Consider the following 20,340-nt stretch of genomic DNA (forward strand, 5'->3'; position numbering starts at 1 on the left):
CTCGCCCGAATCGGCCAACGCATCCTCGCCCTGACCTGCGCCATCTGGCATAACCGCACCACCGGCCAGCCCATCACACGATCGCTGACCGCCTACGACCACTAACCATTAGGACTTACTCATCTAGAGACCGGGGCGCACCAGGCCGCTCTCGTAGGCGTAGACCGCCGCCTGCACCCGGTCGCGCAGCCCCAGCTTGGTCAGCACGTGCCCCACGTGGGTCTTGACCGTCGTCTCGCTGACGAACAGGTCGGCCGCGATCTCCGCGTTGGAGAGACCACGCGCCACCAGCTTCAGCACCTCGACCTCGCGCTCGGTCAGCGTGCTCAGCGCGTCCGGGACCGGCGACTCGCCCGAGGGCAGCTTCTCCGCGTACATGTCGAGCAGCCGCCGCGTCACGCTGGGCGCGAGCATCGCCTCGCCGGCCGCCACCACCCGGATCGCCTGGACCAGCTCGGCCGCCGGCGCGTCCTTGAGCAGGAAGCCGCTGGCGCCGGCCCGCAGCGCCTCCACCACGTACTCGTCCAGGTCGAAGGTGGTCAGCACCAGCACCTTGACCGGCCCGTCCTTCGCGGGCCCGGTGATCTGCCGCGTCGCCTCCACGCCGTCCATCCGCGGCATCCTGATGTCCATCAGCACCACGTCCGGCTGCAACGCCCGCACCTGCTCCAGGGCCTGCACCCCGTCGCCGGCCTCCCCGACCACGGCCACGTCGTGCTCCGCCTCCAGGATCATCCGGAAACCGGTGCGCAGCAGCGGCTGGTCGTCCACCAGCAGAACGCGGATCGGCATGGGCCACCCATCGTCGGCGGGAACCGGCCGGCGCCCCGCGACGCGGCCGGCGGCGCGACGCGCCGGGCACCATTCTCACTCACGGCAGCGACTCGGCCGCCCCCGGCCGGGTCTGCTCGGGAAGCTCCACCGGCAGCGCCGGCTGGATCATCAGCGGATAGGGCGGGGGAGTGCCGCCGAACTCCGGGCAGCGCGCCTTGTGGTCGCACCAGTCGCAGAGCCGCGTGGGGTTCGGCCGCCAGTCCCCCGACTCGGTGGCCCGCCGGATCGCCTCCCACAGCGCCATCAACTTCCGCTCCACGCTCCGCAGATCCGACTCGTCGGGGTCGTACGTGAGGACCTCGCCGCTGCCCAGATAGACCAGCTGGAGCCGGCGCGGCACGGTGCCGCGCAGCCGCCACAGCACCAGCGCGTAGAACTTCATCTGGAACAGCGCCTCGTTCTCGAACCGCGGACCGGGCGCCTTGCCCGTCTTGTAGTCCACGATCCGCACCTCGCCGGTGGGCGCCACGTCCACCCGGTCGATCACCCCACGCAGCCTGAGCCCCGACTCCAGGCGGGTCTCCACGAACAACTCGCGCTCGGCCGGCTCCAGACGCCCCGGGTCCTCGAGCGAGAACCAGCGCTCGACCAGCGCTTCGGCCTCCGCCAGCCAGCCGGCCAGACGCGCCTCGTCCACCCCGGCCCCGTCGGCGTCCTCGGCGCGGAACAGGCCGGCCAGCTCGGGCCGCTTGGCCAACAGCCGCTCCCACTCGCGCACCACCATCGCCCGCGCCCTGGGCGCCACCCGCTGCCCGGGCGGCATGTCGAAGACCCGCTCCAGCACGGCGTGCACCACCGTGCCCCGTGTCGCGGCGGCACTGGGCGCCTCCGGCAGTTTGTCGATCACCCGGAAGCGGTACAGCAGGGGACACTGCATGAAATCCGCGGCTCTCGACGGGGACAGTGAGTTGGGAGGCGTGGCGGTGGACCCAGTCATGGAGCGAACCCTACGGCGCGTCACTGACACGCGGGCGGCATACCATCGACGGCAGAGCCCGCGCGCACGGCACGATCGACGTCGCGGCGGCCTTCGCGCGCGAGGACACAAGGCAACGAGGGGAACTGGTGGGAGACTCGGAGACGGACCGGACACCACGGGCCGAGGGCCGGCAGGCCGACGCCCGGGAGCCGCGGCGCCAGGAGGGCGCCGGCGGCGGGTTCCTGATGGGCAGGGTCTATGGCGTTCCGGTCTACGTGGCCCCCAGCTGGTTCCTGGTCGCGGCGCTCATCACCTGGTTCTTCGGCAACCAGCTCGACCGCGTGCTGCCGGAACTCGGCGGCGGCCGCTACCTGGTCTCGCTCTTCTTCGCGGTGGCCTTCTACGCCTCGGTGCTCGTCCACGAGCTCGCCCACACCGTGGCCGCGATCCGCTTCGACCTGCCGGTCCGCAGGATCCAGCTCCAGTTCTTCGGCGGCGTCTCCGAGATCGAGAAGGAGTCCCAGACCCCGGGGCGCGAGTTCGTGCTCGCCGGCGTCGGCCCGCTGCTCTCGCTGGTGCTCGCCGGCGTCTTCTACCTCGGCATGCTGCTGGTCGACTCCGACACCGTGCCCGGGGTGCTGCTCGCCGGCCTGATGATCTCCAACCTGATCGTCGCCGTCTTCAACCTGCTGCCCGGGCTCCCGCTGGACGGCGGCCGGATGCTGCGCGCCGTCGTGTGGAAGCTCTCGGGCAGCCCGATGACCGGCACCGTCGCCGCCGCCTGGACCGGCCGGGTGCTCGCCGTCGCCGTGCTGATCGGCTTCCCGCTCGCCACCCACCTGGGCTCGCCCGAGCGTGAGTCGTTCACCGGTCTCGAGACGCTGACCGACGCGCTGCTCGCCGCGATCCTGGCCGCGATCATCTGGACCGGCGCCGGCAACAGTCTCCGCATGGCCAGGCTCCGCGAGCGGCTGCCCGGGCTCAACGCCCGCGCCCTCACCCGCAGGGCCGTGCCGGTGACGGGCGAGACGCCGCTCTCCGAGGCGCTGCGCCGGGCCAACGACGCGGGCGCCCGCGCCCTCGTGGTGGTCGACGGCCAGGGTGCCCCGGTCTCCGTGGTCCGCGAGGCAGGCATCGCCGGCGTCCCCCAGCACCGCCGCCCCTGGGTCCCGGTCAGCACGCTCGCCCAGGACCTCACCGAGGGGATGCGGGTGCCGGCCGGGCTCACCGGCGAGGGCCTGCTCGACCACCTGCGGGCCACCCCCGCCACCGAGTACCTGGTGGTCGAGGAGACCGGCGAGATCTACGGCGTGCTCTCCACCAGCGACGTCGAGCGCGCCTTCATCGACGCCATGGCCCGGCCCGCCGCGTTCCCCGCCCGCCCGCCGGCCGCCGACTCCTGAGCCGGTCGGGCGCCGCCCCCGACCGGCGGCGGCCCGGGCGCCCGGGCGTGACCAGCCACGACGGCGCCGCGGCCGAAGGGGGGCGCGTTGCGGCTCTTCCAGCGGAGCGCCTAAGGTTGCCCGCATGTCCGAACCGACCGGTGCGGCCCGCAGACGCGGGCCCTTCAAGGTCGGGGACCAGGTCCAGCTGACCGATCCCAAGGGACGCCACTACACCTTCACGCTCGAAGCGGGGAAGAGCTTCCACACCCACAAGGGTGCCTTCCCCCACGACGAGCTGATCGGTGCCCCCGAGGGCACGGTCGTGCGCACCACTGGGAACGTCGACTATCTCGCGCTGCGCCCCCTGCTCCCCGACTACGTCCTGTCCATGCCACGCGGCGCCGCCGTGGTCTACCCGAAGGACGCGGGCCAGATCCTGGCCATGGCCGACATCTTCCCCGGCGCCCGAGTCGTCGAGGCCGGCGTCGGCTCGGGCTCGCTGAGCACCTTCCTGCTGCGCGCCATCGGCGACCAGGGCATGCTCCACTCCTACGAGCGCCGCGAGGACTTCGCGCGGATCGCCCAGGAGAACGTCGCCCGGTACTTCGGCGGCCCGCACCCCGCCTGGCGGGTCACGGTCGGCGACCTCCAGGACCACCTCTCCGACACCGACGTGGACCGCGTCATCCTCGACATGCTCGCCCCCTGGGAGTGCCTGGACCCGGTCGCCAAGGCACTGGTCCCCGGCGGGATCCTGTGCGCCTACGTGGCCACCACCACGCAGCTGGCCCGCACCGTCGAGACCATCCGCGAGCACGGCGCGTTCAACGAGCCCACGGCCTGGGAGACCATGGTCCGCACCTGGCACGTCGAGGGCCTGGCCGTCCGTCCCGACCACCGGATGATCGGCCACACCGGCTTCCTGCTCACCGCCCGCCGGCTCGCCGACGGCGTGGTCCCACCCCGGCGCAGGCGCCGCCCGGCCCCCGGCGCGTACGGCGCCGACTACACGGGCCCAGGCGGGCAGAGCGGACAGGGCGGACAGAACGGCGCGGAGGGCGCGGAGGGCGCCTGACGGCCCTTCGGGAACGGCACCCCGCCGTTCACCCGACGGGCTCCCTGTGGCACGATGCCGTGCACCTGCCGGCGGGCAGGGTCCGGCATCGTGTCCACTCCCCTCGCGTCCCCCTGGAGTCCTCCGCGTGCTTCCGGCAGGCAACGACCTTCCGCACACCCGCACCCGCCCGACCCACTGGTTCGTCACCGCGGCCGCGCTCGCCCTGGTGACCGGTGGCGCGGCCCTCATCGAGCCCGCCGGCGCCACCGCGCCGGCTGCGGCGCCCGCGCCCGAGCCCGCCGCCGAGGAGGCGGAGGAGGCCGAGGGGACGGTCGAGGAACCGGCGGCGCCGGCGCCCGCACCCGACCCGGAGGCCGCCGACTACCCGGTGGACTGCGGGCCGCTCGCGGTGATCGTCACCGACCAGGCCGAGGTGGACGTGCAGGCCGACGGCCGCCCGGAGACCGTCGCCGTGGTCCGCTGCGACGCCGGCTCCGGATCCCCGCCCAACGGCGTCTACCTGCTCACCGCGCCGGCCGAGACCGGCGCGCCGCCCACCGTGGCCGGCACCCTGGTCGACCCGACCGAGCGGATGACCGTCGAGCGGCTGGAGGTGCGCGGCTCCGACATCGCCGTCCGGCTGCTCGGCTACTCCTCGTCCGACGTCCCGAGCTGCTGCCCCGACCTGCGCCGCGACCTCACCTGGACCTGGCGCGACGGCCGCCTCGAACCCCACGCCGCGCCCGTAGCCCCCGACAGCGTCTAGCTCCCCTGGTCCTCCGCGTCCGGGCCGAACACCTCGGTCCGGTCCGCCACCCGGCGCACGTGGATGCACTGTCCTGGGCAGTCCTTCGCGGACTCGGCCACCTCGCGCAACAGCGGGAGCGGGACCCGCGCCGTCGCGCCCGGCTCGGTCAGCAGCTCCGCCTCCTGCCCGATGGGCGCCGGCGGCTTCACATAGGCCAGGCCGTCGATGTCGAGCTCGAACACCTCGGGCGCGTACTGGGCGCAGATCCCATCGCCGGTGCAGAGGTCCTGATCGATCCAGACCTCGAGCTCCTCGGTCGCCTCGTCCCGCACGGTCATCTGGCCTACCGTTCCTCGTGTACCCACTACGTGTCGCCTGCGTCAAACTGCGGCAAAGAGAGCCGTCCCTGACGGGTGTTGACCGCTTACGACCATACAGCGGGCCGCTTTCCGGCGTGGCGGGGTGGGTATTCCCCTGGCGTGAGGGAGTGCGCAAGGGTGAAGATCGGACACACCCCGACCGTCTTTTTGATCTAGGGGTTTCGAACTGCACCGGTCCAGGTAGGGTCTGGAAGCGTCCAGCTCCCCTTGGAGGAGGTGAGGACCGTGGTATCCCAGAACGACGACATCAACCGCGGCGACCGGCCCGGTCGAGGGTCCGACGACCCGGCCCGGCGGGTGGCCGATCTAGAGCAGGAGATCACCGTCCTGCGCCGCAAGCTGGCCGACTCTCCGCGCCACACTCGGATTCTCGAGGAGCGGATCGTCGAGCTGCAGACCAACCTGGCGGGTGTCTCCGCGCAGAACGAGCGTCTGGCGAGCACCCTGCGCGAGGCCCGCGACCAGATCGTCGCCCTCAAGGAAGAGGTCGACCGCCTGGCGCAGCCCCCCTCGGGTTTCGGCGTCTTCCTGCGCGGCAACGAGGACGGTACCGCCGACATCTTCACCGGCGGCCGCAAGCTCCGGGTCAACGTCAGCCCCGGCATCGACCTCGACGACCTGCGGCGTGGCCAGGAGGTCATGCTCAACGAGGCGCTCAACATCGTCTCCGCGATGGAGTTCGAGAGCGCCGGGGACATCGTCACCCTCAAGGAGGTCCTCGAGGACGGCGAGCGCGCCCTGGTCGTCGGGCACACCGACGAGGAGCGCGTCGTCCGGCTCGCCGACCCCCTGATGGACGTGACGCTGCGGGCCGGCGACGCCCTGCTGCTCGAACCGCGCTCCGGCTACGTCTACGAGGTCGTGCCCAAGAGCGAGGTCGAGGAGCTGATCCTCGAAGAGGTCCCCGACATCGACTACACCCAGATCGGCGGCCTCGGCGGGCAGATCGAGCTCATCCGCGACGCGGTCGAGCTGCCCTACCTCTACCCCGACCTGTTCCGCGAGCACGAGCTGCGCCCGCCCAAGGGCGTCCTGCTCTACGGCCCGCCCGGATGCGGCAAGACCCTGATCGCCAAGGCGGTGGCGAACTCGCTGGCCAAGAAGGTCGCCGAGGTCACGGGGAAGCCCGCGGGGAAGAGCTTCTTCCTCAACATCAAGGGCCCCGAGCTGCTCAACAAGTACGTCGGCGAGACCGAGCGGCACATCAGGCTGGTCTTCCAGCGGGCCCGGGAGAAGGCGAGCGAGGGCGCGCCCGTCATCGTCTTCTTCGACGAGATGGACTCCCTCTTCCGCACCCGCGGCTCGGGTGTCAGCTCGGACGTCGAGAACACGATCGTCCCCCAGCTGCTTTCGGAGATCGACGGCGTGGAGGGCCTGGAGAACGTCATCGTCATCGGCGCCTCCAACCGGGAGGACATGATCGACCCGGCGATCCTGCGCCCGGGCCGGCTCGACGTGAAGATCAAGATCGAGCGCCCGGACGCCGAGGCCGCCAAGGACATCTTCTCCAAGTACCTCGCGCCGCGTCTGCCGCTGCACGCCGACGACCTCGGCGAGCACAACGGGAACGCGGACGCCACGGTCGCCGGAATGATCCAGACCGTGGTCGAGCAGATGTACGCCGAAACGGAGGAGAACCGCTTCCTCGAGGTGACCTACGCCAACGGCGACAAGGAAGTCCTCTACTTCAAGGACTTCAACTCCGGCGCCATGATCGAGAACATCGTGGACCGGGCCAAGAAAATGGCCATCAAGGATTTCCTCGACCACAACCAGAAGGGTCTGCGCGTCTCCCATCTTCTCGCCGCCTGCGTGGACGAGTTCAAGGAGAACGAGGACCTGCCGAACACCACCAACCCGGACGACTGGGCTCGCATCTCCGGAAAGAAGGGCGAGCGGATCGTCTTCATCCGCACCCTGGTCACCGGAAAGCAGGGCGGCGACACCGGTCGCTCCATCGACACGGTGGCGAACACGGGTCAGTACCTGTAAGACGCGTCCGACGCGTCGGCGTCCGGCTGCGGGGCACGCCACGGCGGCCCCGCAGCCGGGCGTTTTCCCCTCGGGGGCGCCCGCCGGGCGCCCGCCACGTCAGTCCAAGGAAACCCGCAGTGACCTCCTCACCGCAGCCCGTGTCGCCTAGGCTCGTAGGCAGCGACGGGTCGGTGCAGGACCGCCACCGGGCAAGGAGGGCCGCATGACTGTACGGCGAGTGATGGGCATCGAGACCGAGTACGGCGTGTCCGTCCCCGGCCACCCGAACGCCAACGCCATGCTCACCTCCTCCCAGGTCGTCAACGCCTACGCGGCCGCGATGCACCGCGCCAGGCGCGCTCGTTGGGACTTCGAGGAGGAGAACCCGCTGCGCGACGCCAGGGGCTTCGACCTGGCCAGGGAGAACGCGGACGCGAGCCAGCTCACCGACGAGGACATCGGCCTGGCCAACGTCATCCTCACCAACGGCGCCCGCCTCTACGTCGACCACGCCCACCCGGAGTACAGCTCACCCGAGACGACCAACCCGCTGGACGCGGTGCTGTGGGACAAGGCCGGCGAGCGGGTCATGGCCGAGGCCGCCCGCCGCGCCGCCGAGGTGCCGGGCGCCCAGCCGATCATGCTCTACAAGAACAACACCGACAACAAGGGCGCCTCCTACGGCACCCACGAGAACTACCTGATGAAGCGGGAGACGCCGTTCTCGGAGATCGTGCGCCACCTGACGCCGTTCTTCGTCTCCCGCCAGGTCGTCTGCGGCGCCGGCCGGGTCGGCATCGGCCAGGACGGCAGCGAGCACGGCTTCCAGCTGAGCCAGCGCGCCGACTACTTCGAGGTCGAGGTCGGTCTCGAGACCACGCTGAAGCGCCCCATCATCAACACCAGGGACGAGCCGCACGCGGACGCCGAGCGCTACCGTAGGCTGCACGTGATCATCGGGGACGCCAACCTGTCCGAGATCTCCACCTACCTCAAGCTGGGCACCACGGCGCTGGTGCTCTCCATGATCGAGGACGGCTTCATCGCGGTCGACCTGGCCGTCGACCAGCCCGTGCGCACCCTGCACCGGGTCAGTCACGACCCGTCGCTGAAGCAGCTGGTCACCCTGCGCAACGGCCGGACGCTCACCGCGGTCCAGCTCCAGATGCAGTACTACGAGTTGGCCAGGAAGTACGTCGAGGAGCGCTGGGGCGTCGACGCCGACCCGCAGACGGCCGACGTGCTCGCCCGCTGGGAGGACGTCCTCACCCGCCTCGAGAGCGATCCGATGAGCCTGGCGGGGCAGCTGGACTGGGTGGCCAAGCGGGAGCTCATGGAGGGCTACCGGCGGCGCGACGGCCTCGGCTGGGACGCCGCCAGGCTCCACCTCGTGGACCTCCAGTACGCCGACGTCAGGCCCGACAAGGGCCTGTACAACCGGCTGGCGGCCCGGGGCAGGATGACCAGGCTGCTGGCCGACGAGGACGTCCTGCGGGCCCAGGGCGCCCCGCCCGAGGACACCAGGGCCTACTTCCGGGGGCGCTGCCTCGAGCAGTACGCGGACCACGTCGCCGCCGCCTCCTGGGATTCGGTGATCTTCGACCTCCCCGGCCGGGACTCGCTCCAGCGGGTACCCACCATGGACCCGCTGCGGGGCACGAAGGAGCACGTCAAGGACCTGCTCGACCGCAGCGCCACGGCCGAGGACCTGGTCAGGTCGCTCTCCGGAGGCTGATTCCCGGTTGATCAGGGAATCATGGAGATGGCCCCCCTGGGCGATGTGGCGATCGGGGAGCCGATGTCGGTCCCGGCTAGTAGGGTCTGATCTTGATACGTCTGATACGTCGAGTCTGAGCAGGGGTGAGGGAGATGGCGACCAAGGACACCGGTGGCGGCCAGCAGAAGTCGTCGCGCACCAGCGAGGAGACCGAGGAGCAGACACCGGAGGCAGAGGTCTCCGAGGAGCTCAAGGAGCGGCAGGAGGCGTTGACGGACGACGTCGACTCCGTCCTGGACGAGATCGACGAGGTGCTGGAGTCCAACGCGGAGGACTTCGTGCGCAGCTTCGTCCAGAAGGGCGGCCAGTAGGCCGCCGCCGCCCGCGCCGCGAAGCCCTCGCGGCCCATGTGGATCATGAGTGTTTGACGGGTAGGGTCCGTGGCGTACCGCGCCGCTGCCCCGGCCGCTCCGCCGACCGGGGCAGCGGACCGTTCACGACCTGGAAGGAATCCTGTGGCAGCCAACTCCCATGACCAGGGGCGACTCCCGGCGGCCTTCCTGCGGCCGGGGTCCTCCTCTTTCCTGGACTTCCTCTCCGACCACGCGCCCGAGCGGCTGCCCGGCAACCGCGTGCTGCCGCCCGTGGAGGGCGCGCTGGAGACGGTGCACGGCACCACCATCGTGTCCGCCGTCTTCGCGGGCGGCGTGGTGCTCGCCGGCGACCGCCGGGCCACCATGGGCAACATGATCGCCCAGCGGGACGTCCAGAAGGTCTTCCCGGCCGACGAGTACTCGGCGGTCGGCATCGCCGGCACCGCCGGGCTCGCCGTCGAGCTGGTCAAGCTGTTCCAGCTGGAGCTCGAGCACTTCGAGAAGGTCGAGGGTCACGTGCTCTCGCTCGAGGGCAAGGCCAACCGGCTGTCCACGATGATCCGCGGCAACCTGGGCATGGCCATGCAGGGCCTGGCCGTGGTCCCGCTGTTCGCCGGCTACGACCTGGAGCGCGGCAGGGGCCGCATCTTCTCCTACGACGTGACCGGCGGCCGCACCGAGGAGCTGGGCTTCGCCGCCGTCGGCTCGGGATCGATCTTCGCGCGCGGCTCGCTCAAGAAGCTGCACCGCGACGACCTCTCCGAGGAGCAGACGGTCACGGCCGTCGTGCAGGCGCTCTACGACGCCGCCGACGACGACTCCGCCACCGGCGGACCCGATCTGACCCGGCGGATCTTCCCCATCGTCGCGGTGATCACCGAGGATGGGTTCCGCAGGCTCTCCGAGGCGGAGATCTCGGAGGTCGCCGGGACCGTGCTCGAGGGGCGCCTGCAGCTGCCCAACGGGCCCCAGGCACCGGTGCTCTAACCGCCCGGCGCGCCGGACCACGTCCGGGGGCCCGGGCAGACTGCCGTGAAGACCTACGACGGACTTTGAAGGGACGAACGCCGGTGTCGACGCCGTTCTATGTCTCACCCCAGCAGGCCATGGCGGACCGCGCCGAGTACGCCCGCAAGGGCATCGCGCGCGGGCGCAGCCTGGTCGTGCTGCAGTACGCCGACGGCATCGTGTTCGTCGCCGAGAACCCCTCGCGCGCGCTGCACAAGGTGAGCGAGATCTATGACCGGATCGCCTTCGCGGCGACCGGCAAGTACAACGAGTACGAGAGCCTGCGCATCGGCGGCACCCGCTACGCCGACCTGCGCGGCTACACCTACGACCGGGCGGACGTCACGGCCCGCGGGCTCGCCAACCTCTACGCCCAGACCCTGGGCAACATCTTCTCCAGCGCGGCCGAGAAGCCCTACGAGGTCGAGCTGTTGGTCGCCGAGGTCGGCGAGACCCCGGCGGACGACGAGATCTACCGGCTGCCGCACGACGGCTCGATCATCGACGAGCACGGCTCGGTCGCGGTCGGCGGCAACGCGGACCAGATCAGCAGCTATCTGAGCCAGCGTCACCAGGACGGGATGAGCCTGGGTGAGGCGCTGCGCCTCGCCGTGGAGGCCCTGTCCCGGGAGAGCAACGGCTCCGAGCGGGCGCTGACCTCGGACCAGCTGGAGGTGGCGGTCCTGGACCGCACCAGGCCGCAGCAGCGGAAGTTCAAGCGGGTGCTGGGAGCGCAGCTGGCCCGCCTGCTCGAGGAGTCGGCTCCCACCGAGGGCGGCAGCGAGGGCGGCGAGGAGGCCGAGGGCGCGGCCGAGGGCGGCGAGGAGTAGCCCCCCGCCCGCGTGGTTCTACGGCCCCGCCGCCGGCGGGGCCGTAGAACCACGCGGGACGAGCTCGACGGGCAGCACCGCGCTGGCGCACGGTTCGCCGCGCAGGGCGGCGAGCAGCGCCCGCATGCCCGTCGCGCCGAGCTCCTCGGCCGGCAGCCGCACCGTCGTCAGCTCCGGCTCGAGCGCGATCCCCAGGGTCAGGTCGTCGAACCCGGTGATCGACACGTCCTCCGGGACCCGGAGCCCCAGTCGCCTGGCCGCCTTGTAGGCACCCGCCGCCAGCAGGTCGTCGTCACACACCAGGGCCGTGGGCCGGGGCGTGTGGGCGGTCAGCGCGCGCTCGGCCGCCCGCAGCCCGCCCTCGATGGTGAGCGGCGCCCGCTCGGTGGCCAGCAGGCCGGCGCCCGGCGCCCCGGCCAGCCGGTCGGCCAGCTCCCTCGCCCGGACGGCGAAGGTCCAGGAGTCCACGTCCGCCGCCAGGTGGCAGAACCGGCGGTGGCCGAGGGCGAGCAGATGCCCGGCGACCAGCCGCATCGCCTCGGCGATGTCGGGGTTGACGGTGCCCGCCGCGGCGCCCCGCCCCGGCTCGCTGTCCAGCATCACCAGCGGCAGTCCGTCCCCGCTCAGCGCCGCCAGGGCCTCGGCGGCCATCGAGGAGGCGAGCACGCCGGCCAGCGAGACGCTGGCCGAGGCGAAGGGGTCGCGGGCCGGCAGGACGACCTCGGGGGAGTGGTAGAGCACGAGGCCGACGTCCTCCTCGCCGGCCACCCGGGCGGCACCCGCGTGCACCCGCGCGAAGAACTCGTTGGTGAGCGCCGGCACCACGATCAGCACCGTTCTGCTGCGGCCGAGCCGCAGGCTGCGCGCGGCCAGGTTGGGCCGGTACGCCAGCTCCCGCGCCGCGGCGCGCACCGCCTCGACGCGCGCCGGCGACACCCGGCCGCGCCAGCGGTCGCCGAGCACCAGCGAGACCGTCGCCTGGGAGACCCCGGCCCGCCGCGCCACGTCCCGGCTGGTCGGCCGGTCCGGCCTCCCCGTGCTGTCGCTCACCCGCCGCGCTCCGCTCACATCCGACCGGGACCCACTCTCCCGGAGTGCCGCAATCGTACGTAGACTCAGCGGCGTTATACGTAACACGTGCGGAGGGTGCGGGCATGGCCATGGGATATCTGGAGCTGCTGCGGGCGCGTCACGTGGCCCGGCTGCTCGTCGGCACGTTGGTCGGCCGGCTGCCCAACGCCACCGCCGGGCTCGGCATCGTGCTGTTCATCCGCGCCGAGGGCGGCGGCTACTCGCTGGCCGGTGCCCTGGCGGCCGCCTACGGGGTGGCCAACGCCGTGGGGCAGCCGCTGCTGGGCCGGCTCGTCGACCTCCACGGGCAGCCCCGGGTGCTGCTGCCCTCGGCCGTGCTCTCCGCGCTCGGCATGGTGCTGCTCGCCGCGGCCGGCACCGACCCCGTCGCCGTGGCCTTCGCCGGCGCCCTGCTCGCCGGCCTCGCCACCCCGCCGCTGGAGGGCGCGCTGCGGGCGCTGTGGCCCAGCGTGCTCTCCGGCGAGGGCCGGGTGCAGCGCGCCTACGCGCTCGACGCGGTGGCCCAGGAGGTCATGTTCACCGCGGGACCGCTCGTCGTGACGCTGGTGGTCGCGCTCTGGTCGGAGACCGCGGCGCTGCTGGTGATCAACGCCCTCGGTCTGCTGGGCGCCTTGGTCGTGGCGGCCTCCGGGCCCTCCAGGCGCTGGCGCGGGGCCCGGCGCGAGGCGCACTGGCTCGGCGCACTGCGCTCGCCGGGGCTGCTCGCGCTGCTCGGTGGCTTCTTCTTCGTGGGGGTGGCCCTGGGCTCCATCTCGGTGGCCGCCGTGGCCTACGCGGACGCCCGCGGCGACGAGTTGATCGCCAGCTACCTGCTCTCGGCGCTGAGCGCCGGGGCCCTGGTCGGCGGACTCGGCTACGGCGCCGTCGCGTGGGCCGGCGCCCCCGAACCCCGGCTGCGGCTGCTGCTCGCCGGGCTCGCCGTCGGCTACCTGCCGCTGGCCCTGGCGCCGTCCTCGGTGCCGCTGATGACCCTGCTCGCCGGGCTCGCGGGGATCTTCCTCGCGCCGGCCCTGGCCTGCTCGTTCGTCGTCATCGACCGGCAGGCCCCGGTCGGCACGGTCACCGAGGCGTTCTCCTGGCTGGTGACCATGTTCGGCGTCGGCGCCGCCCTCGGGCAGGCGGTGGTCGGCCCGGTGATCGAATGGGGCGCGGAGGCGGCCGGGTTCGGCGTCACGGCGGCCGCCGGCGTCCTCGCGCTCCTCGTGGTCACCGCCACCCGGCGCGTTCTCGCAGCTCCCGAGGGTTCGCCGAACGGGAGCGGCGGGCCCGTGGAATCGCAAAATGATCGAAACGCCGCACTCGAACCCGGTTTCAGAACCGGGCATCAGGCGTAATGTTCACTCATGGATCGCCGAATCTTCGGGCTGGAGAACGAGTACGGCGTCACCTGCACGTTCCGAGGCCAGCGTCGGCTGTCCCCGGACGAGGTGGCCCGCTATCTCTTCCGCCGCGTCGTGTCCTGGGGGCGCAGCAGCAACGTTTTCCTGCGCAACGGCGCACGGCTGTATCTGGATGTCGGTTCGCACCCCGAGTACGCCACTCCGGAGTGTGACAACGTCGTCGAGCTCATCACGCACGACAAGGCCGGTGAGCGCATCCTGGAGGGTCTGCTCGTCGACGCCGAGCGCCGGCTGCACGAGGAGGGCATCGCCGGCGATGTCTACCTGTTCAAGAACAACACCGACTCCGCCGGCAACTCCTACGGCTGCCACGAGAACTACCTGGTGGCCAGGCACGGGGAGTTCTCCCGGCTGGCCGACGTGCTGATCCCGTTCCTCGTCACCCGCCAGCTGATCTGCGGCGCGGGCAAGGTGCTCCAGACGCCGCGCGGCGCCGTGTTCTGCGTCAGCCAGCGCGCGGAGCACATCTGGGAGGGCGTGAGCTCGGCCACCACCAGGTCGAGGCCCATCATCAACACGCGCGACGAGCCGCACGCCGACGCCGAGCGCTACCGCCGGCTGCACGTCATCGTCGGCGACTCCAACATGTCCGAGACGACCATGCTGCTCAAGGTCGGCGCCACCGACCTGGTGCTGCGCATGATCGAGGCCGGCACGGTGATGCGCGACCTGACCCTGGAGAACCCGATCCGGGCCATCCGCGAGGTCAGCCACGACATCACGGGCCAGCGCAAGGTCCGGCTGGCCACCGGGCGCGAGGCGTCCGCGCTCGAGATCCAGCAGGAGTACTACGAGAAGGCGCTCGACTTCTGCGAGCGCCGTGGCATGCGCACCGGTCTCACCGAGCAGGTGCTGGAGCTGTGGGGCCGGGCCCTGGAGTCCATCCGCAGCCAGGAGCTCGACAAGATCAACACCGAGATCGACTGGGTGATGAAGTACCAGCTGATCGAGCGGTACCGGGCCAAGCACAACCTGACCATGTCGCACCCCAGGGTCGCGCAGATAGACCTCGCGTACCACGACATCCACCGCCGCCGCGGCCTGTACTACCTGCTGGAGCGCAAGGGCCAGGCCCAGCGGATCTGCAACGACCTGAAGATCTTCCAGGGCAAGTCGGTGCCCCCGCAGACGACCAGGGCCCGGCTGCGCGGCGACTTCATCCGCCGCGCCCAGGAGCAGCGTCGGGACTTCACCGTCGACTGGGTGCACCTCAAGCTCAACGACCAGGCGCAGCGCACGGTGCTGTGCAAGGACCCGTTCCGGTCGGTCGACGAGCGGGTGGAGAAGCTGATCGCCGGGATGTGACGGCGCGTGTCGGGGTGGGCCGCCCGGGTGGTCGTGCCCGAGGCCGTAGGGTGGGGTGGGACCAGCGGGTCCCACCCCGACCGTGCCTACCCGAGTTGGACTCATGATCCCCACCACCAAGCGAGTGCGCCGCATCGTCGCGGTGCTGGCCGTCCCGGCCATCCTGCTGCCCGTGGCCGCCTGCGGCTCCGAGGACGAAGGCTCCGGATCCTCGGGGGCCAGCGGCCCGGTCGCCACCGTGTCGGGCCAGCCCGGCGAGCAGCCGGAGATCACCGTCGAGGAGGACGCGGCCGTCGGCGACGAGACCGTGTCCCAGGTGATCGACGAGGGTGACGGCGCGGAGGTCCAGGAGGGGGACTTCGTTCGGGTGAACGTCGTCGGCCGGACCATCCAGGGCGACATGGAGCTGATCAACACCTGGAAGAGCGCCTCGGGCGACGAGCTGGCCACCGAGGAGGAGGGCCCGCGTCCGCAGGTCATCGTGCAGGCCGGCACCGAGTCCGCGCTCCCCGCCGTCGCCACCGAGCCGCTGATCGGCCAGACCGTGGGCAGCCGGATCCAGGTCGAGGGCAACTCCGTCGACATGCTGGGCGCCGCGGCGCAGCAGGGCGGCATCCCCGAGGACGACGGGATCGTGTGGGTCTTCGACATCGCCGGCGCGGTCAGCGTCGACCCGGAGGCCGCCGCCGAGGGCGAGCAGGCCGCGGTCGAGGAGGGCATGCCCGAGGTCGAGGCCGCGGCGGGCGAGCCCGCGACCATCACCGTCCCCGAGGGCGAGGACCCGCCGGCCGAGCTGCGGGAGCAGGTGCTGATCGAGGGCGACGGCCCCGAGGTCACCGAGGGCCAGGCGCTGGTCGTGCAGTACACCGGCGTCATCTGGGACAGCGGTGAGCAGTTCGACTCGTCCTGGGACCGGGAGAGCGCGTCCGCCTTCCAGATCGGCACCGGTCAGGTCGTCCAGGGCTGGGACCAGGGCCTGGTCGGCAAGCACGTCGGCGACCGGGTGCTGCTGGTGATCCCGCCGGACCTGGGCTACGGCTCCGAGGAGCGCGGCGGCATCCCCGCCGACTCCACGCTGGTCTTCGTCGTCGACATCGTCGGCGCGGCCTGACACCCACCGCGCGTGCCCGAGCGGCCGGTGTGCGTGCCGGCCGCTCGTTCACGTCCGACGCGGTTTTCCCTAGCAAAGGACGATGGAGGGGTATTCACGTGAACACCGACAAGCCCGAGGTCGACTTCCCGGGCGGCGAGCCGCCGGCCGACCTGGAGATCAAGGACATCTGGCAGGGTGACGGGCCGGTCGCCGAGGCGGGCGCCAAGGTCTCCGTGCACTACGTGGGCGTCTCCTTCAGCACCGGTGAGGAGTTCGACGCCAGCTGGAACCGCGGCGCGCCGCTGACCTTCCAGCTCGGCGCCGGCCAGGTCATCCCCGGCTGGGACCGCGGCGTGCAGGGCATGCGCGTCGGCGGCCGGCGACAGCTGATCATCCCGCCGCACCTGGCCTACGGCGACGCCGGGGCGGGCGGTGGCCGGATCGGGCCGGGCGAGACGCTGATCTTCGTCTGCGACCTGGTCTCGGTCTGATCCCCGTAGGGGGTACCGTGGGCCCATCCCCGAACGGACCAGCGTGGTCCAAACCGGGGGTGGGCCCACGGTGTTGAAGAGGGAGGGCGGCGCTTCGATGGCGATTGCCAAGGCCGAGCGACTGATGAACCTGGCGCTGTGCCTGCTCGGCAGCGGCCGCCCGCTGACCAAGCGGGACCTCCGCTCCTCCATCGAGGCCTACCTGGAGGTCGGCTCCGAGGACGCCTTCAACCGCATGTTCGAGCGCGACAAGGACGACCTGCGCGAGCTCGGCATGGTGATCGAGACGGTGGAGAGCATCGACGGCGAGGTCGGCTACGTGGCCCGCCGCGACCGCAACCAGCTGCCGCCGGTCACGCTGGACGCCGAGGAGGCCGCCGCGCTCGGCCTCGCGGCCCGCGTCTGGCAGCAGGCCAGGCTGGCCGGCGCGGCCAGCGGCGCGCTGCAGAAGCTGCGCGCCGCCGGGATGCCGCTCGGCGCCGAGGAGGGCGAGGCGTACGGCGCCCTCGAGCCCCGGGTGCCGGCCGGTGAGGCCGCCTTCGAGCCGCTGATGCTCGCCTGCCGCGACCGTCGCCCGGTCACCTTCGACTACCGCAAGTCCAACGCCGCGCACGCCGAGACCCGGCAGGTCGAGCCCTGGGCCCTGGAGTGCTGGCGCGGCCACTGGTACCTGGCCGGCTGGGACCGGGACCGCGGCGCCGAGCGGGTCTTCCGGCTCTCCCGGATCACCGGCCGCGTCAGGTCGCGCTCCGGCGCCTTCACCGCCCCCGTGCCCGACCAGGTCGCGGTGCGCGGCAGCGTGGCCCGCTGGGCGGGCGAGGAGGCCACCGGGCAGGCCAGGATCAGGCTGCGGGCCGGCTCCGGCTACCCGCTGCGGGCCCGGGCGAGCCGGGTGACGGCCGGGGCCGCCGGGCCCGACTGGGACGAGCTCGAGATCCCCTACGGCCACGGCCTGGGTGCCTGGCTCGCCGAGTTCGGACCCGACGTGATCGTGCTCGAGCCCGCCGAGCTGCGGGCCGACGTGGTGGACCGGCTGCGGGCGGTCGCCAAGGGCTAGCGCCCGAGGCGTGGCGAAGGCGTAAGGAGAGGCACAGACTATGGCGACCACCGCCATCGACCGGACCAGGCGGATGCTGTCCCTGGTCACCTATCTTCGCGAGCGCCCGGGGGCCCGGGTGGCCGAGGTGGCACGGGCGTTCGGGATCACCGAGGAGGAGCTGATCTCCGACCTCCAGGTGCTGCCCATGTGCGGCACCAGCTTCCGCGGCGGGGACCTGCTCGACATCGACACCGACGGCGAGCACATCTGGTGGTACAACGCGGAGGCCGTGGGTTCCGGCACCGGCCAGCCGCTGCGGCTCGCCGCCGACGAGGCCACGGCCCTGCTGGTCGCGGCCCGTGCCGTGGCGACGCTGCCTGGGCTGCGCGACGGCGACCGGGACGCCCTGCTGCGCGCCACGGCCAAGCTGGAGGCGGCCGCGGGCGAGAACGCGGGCGCCAGCTCGCGGCTCTCGGTCACCTTCGAGGCCGAGGGCGGCGTCTTCGCGGACGTGGACCGGGCCATAACGGAGCGCCGCAGGCTCCGGATCCGTTACTACTCGCCGGGCCGGGACGAGCTCACCGACCGGGAGATCGACCCGATCCGGCTCTTCGCGGTCGGCCACACCTACGTCGAGGCGTGGTGCCGGCGCTCCGAGGCCAGGCGTACCTTCCGGCTCGACCGGGTGGCCAGGATCGAGCTGCTCGACACGCCGGCCGACCCGCCGCCCGTCGAGCCGCGCGACCTCAGCGAGGGCCTGGTGCAGCCGTCCCCCACCGACCCCGAGGTGGTCGTGGAGGTGGGCCCTGGCGGCCGCTGGGTCGCCGAGTACTACCCGCACGACACCGCGGAGGAGCTGCCGGACGGCGGGCTCCGGGTGACGCTGCGCACCCCCGATCCGGCCACGCTGCGTCGGCTCGCGCTGCGCCTCGGCGGGGACGGCCGGATCGTCTCGCCGCCGGAGCTGGCGGACAGCGCCAGGCGCGCCGCCCGGGACGCGCTGGCGCTCTACGAGGAGATCGGGGAGGCGGCCTAGTGTTCTGGCCGATGTTCCAGCTGGTCCTGGCGTTCCTCGGGGTCGCGGTGCTCGGGGTGCTCGCGGTCCTGGTGGGGGTCGAGGTGCGTCGGTTCGCGAAGGCCGTGGGGGACGGCAGCGAGCGGATCAGCCGGGCCGCGGACGACCTGGAGCGGGCCGCGGCACCCCTGGCCACCAGGGGCGGAGCGGTCAGGCGCGGCGACGGGGCGCCCGGCGGACGACAATAGGTGGTCGCGCGGCCATTGATTCGTGTTCACCCTCCCGCGTTAAGATTGCGGCACGTGTGGGACCGTGGGGAGATATCCGCGTCCGGCACGGCAAGGCTTCAGCAAGAAGCTCATTCCCGAATCAGAAGGTAGACGGAGAAGATTATGGGCTCGCTCTCGGTATGGCATCTCCTCGTCGTCTTCCTCGTCGTCGTGCTCGTCTTCGGATCGAAGCGCCTGCCGGACACCGCACGGTCCCTCGGCAAGTCGCTGCGCATCCTGAAGAGCGAGACCCAGGCCATGAAGAACGACGGCCGCACCGACACCGCCGGTGCCGACACGAGCACGACCGAGCCGCAGCCCGCTCCGCGGACGATCCAGGCGGCCCCCGGCGACGTGGCCAGCTCGCGCCCCGTCGAGGAGCCCGGGCGTACGACGCAGCCCTGATGCCGCAGGCGGTATCCAAGGCAGGACCGAGGTTCCAAGGCGGCCGGCGCGGTTCCGGCTGCCCTACGAGATGAGGACGTGGGGTGCCCAAGGCCGCACAGAAAAAGGTGAAGGACCCCGAGGGGCGGATGCCGCTCACCGAGCACCTGCGTGAGCTGCGCAACCGGCTCGGCATCTCGGTCGCGGCGATCCTGGTCGTCACCATCGCGTCCCTGGTGTTCGCCAAGGACATCATGGACTTCCTCACCGCGCCGGTGCCGCTCTGCGACGACCAGAGCGACCCGGACGCCGCCGCGCACCGCTGCGCCGTGCTCGCGCAGAACGGCCTGACCTCGCCGTTCGCCACCTACTTCCGGGTCTCGCTGCTGGTGGGCGTGATCGCCGCCTCGCCGATCTGGCTCTACCAGTTCTGGGCCTTCATCGCGCCCGGCCTGCACCGGAACGAGAAGAAGTACAGCCGCGCCGTGGTCAGCGTCGGCGTTCCGCTCTTCCTGACCGGTTGCTACTTCGCCTACTGGCTGCTGCCGCGCGCCATCCCGGTGCTGCTGAGCTTCAGCGCCAACGACGCGACCAACTTCGTCTCCGTCGAGGAGGTCCTCGACATCACCGTCCGGCTGGCGCTGGCCTTCGGCCTCTCCTTCGAGCTGCCGCTGGTGCTGGTCATGCTCAACATCGGCGGCGTCCTCTCGGGCAAGCGGATGCTCAGCTGGTGGCGCTGGATGGTGGTGGGCATCGCCGTCTTCGCGGCCGCGATCACGCCGACCGACCTGATGTCGATGATCGCGCTCCAGGTGCCGGTCACCGCCCTCTACTTCATCGCCTGTGGCATCGCGCTCTTCAACGACCGGCGGCGCCGTCGGCGGGACGAGGAAGCGGAGCTGGCGGACGACGAGGCCTCGCAGCTGGACCTCACCCCGGCGAGCATCGAGGCGCCTGAGCGGGTCACCTCCGGCTCCCTCGACGACAACCCGCCCCGGCTGAACGGCTTCGACGACGCCACCTGAG

General features: G+C 71.9%; 21 protein-coding genes and 1 pseudogene. 18 read left to right on the forward strand and 4 right to left on the reverse strand.

The genetic code is table 11. The features are described 5' to 3' along the window. Positions 1–105: pseudogene (locus RNC47_RS30775) on the forward strand (IS982 family transposase); the annotation flags it as partial. A gap of 18 nt (positions 106–123) precedes the next feature. Here the strand turns inward: RNC47_RS30775 and RNC47_RS30780 are convergent. After that, positions 124–792, reverse strand: coding sequence for a response regulator transcription factor (locus RNC47_RS30780; protein ID WP_311603471.1), 669 nt, complete (start codon positions 790–792; stop codon positions 124–126). Positions 793–871: 79 nt separating this feature from the next. After that, the gene (locus RNC47_RS30785) at positions 872–1,771 is read right to left on the reverse strand and encodes a RecB family exonuclease (protein ID WP_311603472.1); all 900 of its coding nucleotides are present in this window, start codon (positions 1,769–1,771) and stop codon (positions 872–874) included. Between the two features lie 128 nt (positions 1,772–1,899). Here RNC47_RS30785 and RNC47_RS30790 point away from each other — a divergent pair, with 128 nt between their 5' ends. The 3 genes from RNC47_RS30790 to RNC47_RS30800 all read left to right on the forward strand — a co-directional run bounded on the left by RNC47_RS30790 (position 1,900) and on the right by RNC47_RS30800 (position 4,961). Further along, positions 1,900–3,156, forward strand: coding sequence for a site-2 protease family protein (locus tag RNC47_RS30790; RefSeq protein ID WP_311603474.1), 1,257 nt, complete (start codon positions 1,900–1,902; stop codon positions 3,154–3,156). 124 nt (positions 3,157–3,280) lie between these two features. Beyond that, positions 3,281–4,213 carry a tRNA (adenine-N1)-methyltransferase gene (locus RNC47_RS30795; RefSeq protein WP_311603476.1) on the forward strand — a complete coding sequence of 311 codons (933 nt, stop codon included), beginning with the start codon at positions 3,281–3,283 and terminating at the stop codon, positions 4,211–4,213. A 127-nt stretch (positions 4,214–4,340) separates the two neighbouring features. Further along, entirely contained in the window at positions 4,341–4,961 is a 621-nt protein-coding gene (locus tag RNC47_RS30800) for a hypothetical protein (RefSeq protein WP_311603478.1), read from the forward strand. On the opposite strand, the gene RNC47_RS30805 is transcribed toward RNC47_RS30800, so the two are convergent. Beyond that, the gene (locus RNC47_RS30805) at positions 4,958–5,281 is read right to left on the reverse strand and encodes a ferredoxin (RefSeq protein ID WP_311603480.1); all 324 of its coding nucleotides are present in this window, start codon (positions 5,279–5,281) and stop codon (positions 4,958–4,960) included. The two genes, RNC47_RS30800 and RNC47_RS30805, sit on opposite strands and share 4 nt — an antisense overlap. Positions 5,282–5,530: 249 nt before the next feature. Here RNC47_RS30805 and arc point away from each other — a divergent pair, with 249 nt between their 5' ends. The 5 genes from arc to prcA all read left to right on the forward strand — a co-directional run bounded on the left by arc (position 5,531) and on the right by prcA (position 11,226). Next, positions 5,531–7,315 (forward strand): proteasome ATPase, encoded by a 1,785-nt coding sequence (gene arc / locus RNC47_RS30810; RefSeq protein WP_394814919.1) that lies wholly within the window; start codon positions 5,531–5,533, stop codon positions 7,313–7,315. 205 nt (positions 7,316–7,520) lie between these two features. Continuing rightward, entirely contained in the window at positions 7,521–9,032 is a 1,512-nt protein-coding gene (gene dop / locus RNC47_RS30815) for a depupylase/deamidase Dop (RefSeq protein WP_311603483.1), read from the forward strand. 134 nt (positions 9,033–9,166) lie between these two features. After that, positions 9,167–9,385 (forward strand): ubiquitin-like protein Pup, encoded by a 219-nt coding sequence (locus tag RNC47_RS30820; protein ID WP_311603485.1) that lies wholly within the window; start codon positions 9,167–9,169, stop codon positions 9,383–9,385. Positions 9,386–9,529: 144 nt separating this feature from the next. Then, complete coding sequence (prcB, locus tag RNC47_RS30825) at positions 9,530–10,375, forward strand: proteasome subunit beta (RefSeq protein ID WP_311603487.1); 846 nt, start codon at positions 9,530–9,532, stop codon at positions 10,373–10,375. Positions 10,376–10,458: 83 nt separating this feature from the next. Then, on the forward strand, positions 10,459–11,226 hold the full coding sequence (gene prcA, locus RNC47_RS30830) for a proteasome subunit alpha (RefSeq protein ID WP_311603489.1): 768 nt from the start codon (positions 10,459–10,461) through the stop codon (positions 11,224–11,226). Between the two features lie 18 nt (positions 11,227–11,244). On the opposite strand, the gene RNC47_RS30835 is transcribed toward prcA, so the two are convergent. Further along, entirely contained in the window at positions 11,245–12,276 is a 1,032-nt protein-coding gene (locus RNC47_RS30835; RefSeq protein WP_311603491.1) for a LacI family DNA-binding transcriptional regulator, read from the reverse strand. A gap of 104 nt (positions 12,277–12,380) precedes the next feature. On the opposite strand from RNC47_RS30835, the gene RNC47_RS30840 reads away from it, so the two are divergent. From RNC47_RS30840 to tatC, 9 genes are all read left to right on the forward strand, one after another. Next, positions 12,381–13,652: an MFS transporter gene (locus RNC47_RS30840; protein ID WP_311603493.1), complete on the forward strand. Its 1,272-nt coding sequence runs from the start codon at positions 12,381–12,383 to the stop codon at positions 13,650–13,652. Positions 13,653–13,661: 9 nt separating this feature from the next. Continuing rightward, complete coding sequence (pafA, locus tag RNC47_RS30845; RefSeq protein WP_132816738.1) at positions 13,662–15,023, forward strand: Pup--protein ligase; 1,362 nt, start codon at positions 13,662–13,664, stop codon at positions 15,021–15,023. A gap of 103 nt (positions 15,024–15,126) precedes the next feature. Next, the gene (locus tag RNC47_RS30850; protein WP_311603494.1) at positions 15,127–16,134 is read left to right on the forward strand and encodes an FKBP-type peptidyl-prolyl cis-trans isomerase; all 1,008 of its coding nucleotides are present in this window, start codon (positions 15,127–15,129) and stop codon (positions 16,132–16,134) included. Positions 16,135–16,232: 98 nt separating this feature from the next. Further along, entirely contained in the window at positions 16,233–16,607 is a 375-nt protein-coding gene (locus RNC47_RS30855; protein WP_311603495.1) for an FKBP-type peptidyl-prolyl cis-trans isomerase, read from the forward strand. 97 nt (positions 16,608–16,704) lie between these two features. Further along, complete coding sequence (locus tag RNC47_RS30860; RefSeq protein ID WP_311603496.1) at positions 16,705–17,664, forward strand: helix-turn-helix transcriptional regulator; 960 nt, start codon at positions 16,705–16,707, stop codon at positions 17,662–17,664. Positions 17,665–17,704: 40 nt separating this feature from the next. Continuing rightward, positions 17,705–18,682: a helix-turn-helix transcriptional regulator gene (locus RNC47_RS30865; protein WP_311603497.1), complete on the forward strand. Its 978-nt coding sequence runs from the start codon at positions 17,705–17,707 to the stop codon at positions 18,680–18,682. Then, positions 18,682–18,909 (forward strand): hypothetical protein, encoded by a 228-nt coding sequence (locus RNC47_RS30870; protein ID WP_311603498.1) that lies wholly within the window; start codon positions 18,682–18,684, stop codon positions 18,907–18,909. Before RNC47_RS30865 ends, RNC47_RS30870 begins: the two co-directional genes overlap by 1 nt. Positions 18,910–19,053: 144 nt before the next feature. Then, positions 19,054–19,335 carry a Sec-independent protein translocase subunit TatA gene (gene tatA, locus RNC47_RS30875; protein WP_311603499.1) on the forward strand — a complete coding sequence of 94 codons (282 nt, stop codon included), beginning with the start codon at positions 19,054–19,056 and terminating at the stop codon, positions 19,333–19,335. Between the two features lie 83 nt (positions 19,336–19,418). After that, positions 19,419–20,339 carry a twin-arginine translocase subunit TatC gene (gene tatC / locus RNC47_RS30880; RefSeq protein WP_311603501.1) on the forward strand — a complete coding sequence of 307 codons (921 nt, stop codon included), beginning with the start codon at positions 19,419–19,421 and terminating at the stop codon, positions 20,337–20,339. The last annotated feature ends 1 nt before the right edge of the window (position 20,340 follow it).

Origin of the sequence: Streptomyces millisiae, assembly GCF_031845425.1 — a bacterium.
Classification (GTDB): Bacteria; Actinomycetota; Actinomycetes; order Streptomycetales; family Streptomycetaceae; genus Streptomyces; species Streptomyces millisiae.